The organism is Mycolicibacterium arenosum (assembly GCF_024320865.1).
Classification (GTDB): Bacteria; Actinomycetota; Actinomycetes; order Mycobacteriales; family Mycobacteriaceae; genus Mycobacterium; species Mycobacterium arenosum.
Genome location: NZ_JANDBD010000031.1, coordinates 1 through 1,587, shown reverse-complemented (window position 1 = coordinate 1,587; position 1,587 = coordinate 1). Strand labels below are relative to the sequence as shown.

The window sequence follows — 1,587 nt, the reverse complement described above, 5'->3', positions numbered from 1 at the left end:
TAGCTACTTCGACCTGAAAAAGTCGTGGCGTGGCGGTGGCTGAGCGGGCGGTGATTTGACGCGATGATGGCCTCGAACCCTTGGGTAGAAGGGATCGAGGCCATCGTGCTCAGAACTGTAAATGACCAGCTGTCGTTGTGGGATGCAATCCTGCCTGCGGAGCTGTTGGTGTTGCCCGCCGAGTTGGCCCGGGTGGACGCTCTGCTGGATGATCCGGTGTTCTTCGCGCCGTTCACGCCGTACTTCGATCCGCGGATCGGGCGTCCGTCGGTGCCGATGGAAACCTATCTACGGATGATGTTTTTGAAGTTCCGCTACCGGCTGGGCTTTGAGTCATTGTGCCGTGAAGTGGGCGATTCGATTTCTTGGCAGCGGTTCTGCCGTATCCCGTTCGGGACACGGGTGCCGCATCCGACCACGCTGATGAAGCTGACCAGCCGTTGCGGTGAGGCAGCGGTCGCCGGGCTCAACGACGCCTTGCTGGCCAAGGCGGCTACGGCGAAGCTGATCCGCACTGACAAGGTCCGCGCCGACACCACGGTGGTGGAAGCCGCGGTGGCCTATCCGACCGATTCAGGGTTGTTGGCCAAGGCCGTCGGCGGGATCGCCACGACGGTCAGACGGATTCAGGCCGCCGGCGGAGCCACCCGCACTCGGGTGCGTGATCGCAGTCGTTCGGCAGGTCAGCGGGCACGGGCGATCGCGGCCAAGCTGCGGCTGCGCGGTGCGGCCGCCCGTGAGGAGGGTCAGGCCGCGGTGCTGCGGATCACCGGCCAGTTGGCCGACGTCGCCGCAGCGGCCATCGCCGACGCCGACGCGGTCTTGCGCAACGCACGCAGAGGATTACGCACTGCGACGGGTCGTCGCCGCGGACGGCTGCAGCGGGCGATCAACGACCTGGCCACCCTGCTAATACGCACCGGGCAGGTGATCGCGCAGACTCGCAGTCGGCTGGCCGGGGTGATGCCGGACTCGGCGAGCCGGATCGTGAGCTTCCACGACGTCGACGCGCGCCCGATCCGCAAGGGCCGGCTCGGCAAGCCGGTGGAATTCGGCTACAAGGCCCAGGTCGTCGATAACGCCGACGGAGTCATCCTCGACCACAGCGTGCAGATCGGTAACCCGGCTGACGCGCCACAGTTGGCTCCGGCGATCGCCCGCATCACCGACCGGACCGGGCGTGCCCCGACGGCGGTGACCGCCGACCGCGGCTACGGCTACGCCTCCGTCGACAACGACCTGCATGAGCTCGGAGTCCGCAGGGTGGCCATCCCACGTGCCAGTAGACCCGGCGCTGCCCGGCGGGAGTTCGAACATCGAAAGGCTTTCCGGGCCAAGATCAAATGGCGGACCGGATGCGAAGGGCGGATCAATCACCTCAAGCGCAGCTACGGATGGAACCGCACTGAACTGACCACCCTGAGCGGAGCCCGCACCTGGTGCGGACATGGAGTCTTCGCCCACAACCTGGTCAAGATCAGCGCTCTGGCCGGATGACAACCGATGTCAGCGCCAGAGTCCCCTCGACGCCAGAACCACCATCGAGCCGCACCGACCATCAATCCTTTTTCAGGTCGAAGTAGCTAG

At 65.7% G+C, this 1,587-nt stretch carries 1 protein-coding gene; it reads left to right on the top strand.

Annotation, left to right across the window (positions count from 1 at the left end):
- Window positions 1-105 precede the first annotated feature (105 nt).
- Complete coding sequence (locus NM203_RS33035; RefSeq protein WP_456299321.1) at window positions 106-1,497, top strand: ISNCY family transposase; 1,392 nt, start codon at window positions 106-108, stop codon at window positions 1,495-1,497.
- The last annotated feature ends 90 nt before the right edge of the window (window positions 1,498-1,587 follow it).